Annotated in this window: 3 protein-coding genes; all 3 read right to left on the bottom strand. The window is 44.3% G+C overall.

Annotation, left to right across the window (positions count from 1 at the left end; genetic code table 11):
- Positions 1 to 62: 62 nt before the first annotated feature.
- Genes pyk through ACYVTD_RS10760 form a run of 3 tightly spaced genes read right to left on the bottom strand, consistent with a single transcriptional unit; the run spans position 63 to position 3299 of the window.
- Entirely contained in the window at positions 63 to 1871 is a 1809-nt protein-coding gene (gene pyk, locus ACYVTD_RS10770) for a pyruvate kinase (protein ID WP_461247773.1), read from the bottom strand.
- A gap of 52 nt (positions 1872 to 1923) precedes the next feature.
- On the bottom strand, positions 1924 to 2823 hold the full coding sequence (locus ACYVTD_RS10765; protein WP_461247772.1) for a M48 family metalloprotease: 900 nt from the start codon (positions 2821 to 2823) through the stop codon (positions 1924 to 1926).
- On the bottom strand, positions 2823 to 3299 hold the full coding sequence (locus ACYVTD_RS10760) for an SH3 domain-containing protein (protein ID WP_461247771.1): 477 nt from the start codon (positions 3297 to 3299) through the stop codon (positions 2823 to 2825). Before ACYVTD_RS10760 ends, ACYVTD_RS10765 begins: the two co-directional genes overlap by 1 nt.
- Between the last annotated feature and the right edge of the window lie 93 nt (positions 3300 to 3392).

Genomic DNA, 3392 nt, shown 5'->3' with positions numbered 1-3392 from the left:
AGTAACAGACGCTCAGTTAAGACCGATTAGGTCTCGCACGAATGGGGCGGGGCAGTAATTTGTTAAATCGCTCCCTCGTACACTAGCAGTTCTTTGCCGTCTATTGTTACCGTTAATCCGTGTTCCAGTTTTTTTGCGGCGTTTGTGAGGTGGGTAAGCCAGACAAGATTTGGATTAAAGAGGTGTAGTTTTTCTTCGCTGATTACCGAGACCCCTTCGCAAATGATTCCGCTTACCATGCTGATAACGGATATGTAGTCTTCGGTAAGTTCTTTGCAAACAAGTATTTCGCCACCTGATGACATGATTTTTTTGCGAGCTTCATCGGGAGTTGAGGCGTGGACTATCCTACCCTGCGCGCGAATAATGTCGGGGTTTGCGTAACCGCCGGCTCTTGAACGAGCCAGAACTGTCCCAATAATTACAACACGAATATTGTTTATCATATTTGGGCTTTCAAGCGGCAAGCCGGCAATTAGAACTATTTTATCCGATATGCTCGCTACCCCGGTCTCCGAAACAACCTTCATGGTGTTGTGTATCATAGTTTCTGAATCTTCAACTTTCGACCTGATACTGGTGTTAACTCCCCAGTATAACTGCATAATGCGCTCAGTGCGCGCTTCAGTGGTTACGGCAAGAATTGGTTCGTCAGGTCTGAATACGCTAAGGATTCGCGCGGTATTGCCGCTTTGGGTTGGCGTGACTATGGCTTTTGCCTTTACAGCCGTCGCTATTTCAACTCCCGATCTCGACATGATGATACCTAAATTTTCTTTTGGGTTATGTACCTCAGAATGACATTCTTCGTGAAAGTCTCTCATGCGTACACGGAATTCATCCGACTGTTCAATTACACACGCTATTCTATCCATTGTTTTTACAGCTTCCACAGGATACGCTCCCGCAGATGTTTCGCCGGAAAGCATAATTGCGTCTGTTCCGTCGAGTATAGCGTTTGCCACGTCGGTTAGTTCCGCGCGTGTGGGACGAGGATTCACAATCATCGACTCCAACATCTGCGTCGCGGTAATGACGGGCTTCCCTGCCTTTCGGCACACATTGATAATGTGTTTTTGCGCAAGAGGAATTTGCTCGGTGGGAAGCTGTACGCCAAGATCTCCCCTTGCTACCATTACGCCGTCTGCAATACGGGCTATTTCTTTTATATTTTCCAAGCCCTCGCCGCTTTCTATTTTGGCTATAATTTTAATTTGAGAAGAATGACTTTCCAAAAATTTTCTTATTTCGATTACTTCGCTGGGAAAACTCAAAAAGCTTGCCGCAATATAATCGATATCCATTTTTATACCAAACTCTATGTCTTCTTTATCTTTGTCGCCGATAATGGGAAGCCCGGCGTGAACGCCGATAAGGTTGACGTTTTTCTTACTGCCAATAACAGCGGTATTGTTCGCGCGGCACTTGACGCCTCCTGTAGTATCAATCACTTCAAGCTCAAGAAGCCCGTCCGCAATAAGAACGCGGTGTCCATTTTGCAGTTTTGCTCCTGCTTCTTTCCATGACAATGCGATACGTGCGGGCGTTCCGTTTCCTGCCGCCGTGGTAAAACAATCATCGGTAGAAACAATAACTTGGTCGCCTTTATTTATCGTAACCTTGCCGTCGTTTTCTACCATGCCCGTTCTTATCTCCGGTCCTTTGGTGTCCAACAGAATCGCTACGGGTATTCCCAACTCTTTGGAAATGCGTCTGACGCGCTCAACAGAAGCGCTATGCTCGTCTTTAGTCCCATGAGAAAAATTAAGACGCGCCACATTCATTCCGGCAAGAACAAGGTCGCGTACGACAGAATCTTCGGACGATGCGGGACCCAAAGAACATACAATTTTAGTTTTTCTGTTTTTCATCATAAAAATATCTCCTTAAAAAGGAACAAAATTAGCCCATACTGATACAAGTCTACTTTGCCACAGAAGCAAACCTCGCATTTCTTGACGCGCTTGTATCTTTGACATTATATAGTTTTACTGATCGTTCAGCATTGGCTATTCGTTGATCTGGGCTTGGGTGAGTTTTGCTTAAACCAGAGCCCGCCGTTTGGACACTGCTTAATGATTTAAGCATTTCTATCAAACCGGAAGGGTTATATCCGGCGCTTGCCATAAGCGACATTGCGGTATTATCGGCTTCAAATTCCTGAGTCTGTGAATAACCGTTATTTACCAATGTTTGTACAATCTCCCCAACCGATTCGCTCATAACATCGGTTAATTGCTTTACGTCCATTCCCGATACCGCGCCGACTGCCGATGTGCCTGTTACCAAAAGAGCCTGAGTAATGCGACTGTTTTTTATCGCTTTAATGCTGTGCTGTAATTGAACGTGGGCAACTTCATGCGCAATTACTCCGGCAAGCGCATCTTCGGATTTAGCGGCGTTAACAAGTCCGCGCGTAACAAAAATATGTCCGCCGGAAGTCGCAAAGGCGTTTATCTCATTGTTGTCCAGCAGGGCAACATGATAACCATTATAAATATCAGGGCGCGGAGAATTAATTGTTATGGCGGCGCAGATGCTGTTTAAGTAAGCGGTCAGCTTTTGGTTTCCTATGTAGAGCTTGTAAGCGGCAAGAATATTTGCCGCTACCGCCCTGCCTATGTAGTATTCCTGTTCCGGATTAATTTCTTCCGCAGCGGAGCCTATGGCTTTTGCTGATACACTAATCGCATTGGCTGCATTCTTATCTACTAATCCGACAGCTCCGGCTACTTGAGCCGCGCCGGAAACTACCGCACAAGAAAAAACCATTACGGCAAGAAAAAGACTTATTAAAATAATAATTCCTATTTTATTTTTCATTAGTTACCCCCTGTTTTCAGGTTGCCTTCTTCAAGGAATTTTTTAAGTTCATCTTCGCTAACTGTTATTGCTTCGGTTTTGTCTACATCGGCATAATTAATATTGTTTTTCTGATTCTTGTATGAATTTTCAACTTCCTGATTAAATCCTTTTCCCGCAAGAGCCACTTCTTTTGCCGATGCCGTACTTGAGGTTCCCGACACTATTTGTTTTGCCGAAAGATTAGCGGTTGCAGTCCAACCGGTTAATGAGGTGTTTTTGGCGCTTTTAACTTCCGCAAATTTACCGTCAATTTTTATTACCGTAACTTTGTCTCCGTAATTTAATGTCCCCTTTTTGTCGGCAAAAAAGCCTGTGCCTGATTTAAGCGTGACTGTTTTAACAGAGACGTAAAGAGTTCCGCCGGGCAACGCTTGCGCCGCCGCAATACCGGTAACAAACAAAACTAAACATAAAACAACTAAAACTTTCTTCATTACTTTGCTCCTGTATAATATTATCATTTTTCCGTTAAATTATCCACTCCATTATCCCAGACTTTTTCGTCCGGCGGAGAAGATATAAATTTA

The organism is Treponema sp. R6D11 (assembly GCF_054786075.1).
The sequence above is the reverse complement of the archived record's forward strand: the minus strand, read 5'-3'. Positions and strand labels throughout refer to the sequence as shown.

Excerpts from the sequence above, each read along its gene's own strand:
- pyk (WP_461247773.1), bottom strand. The coding sequence starts at position 1,871 with ATGAAAAACAGAAAAACTAAAATTGTATGTTCTTTGGGTCCCGCATCG.
- ACYVTD_RS10765 (WP_461247772.1), bottom strand. The coding sequence starts at position 2,823 with ATGAAAAATAAAATAGGAATTATTATTTTAATAAGTCTTTTTCTTGCC.
- ACYVTD_RS10760 (WP_461247771.1), bottom strand. The coding sequence starts at position 3,299 with ATGAAGAAAGTTTTAGTTGTTTTATGTTTAGTTTTGTTTGTTACCGGT.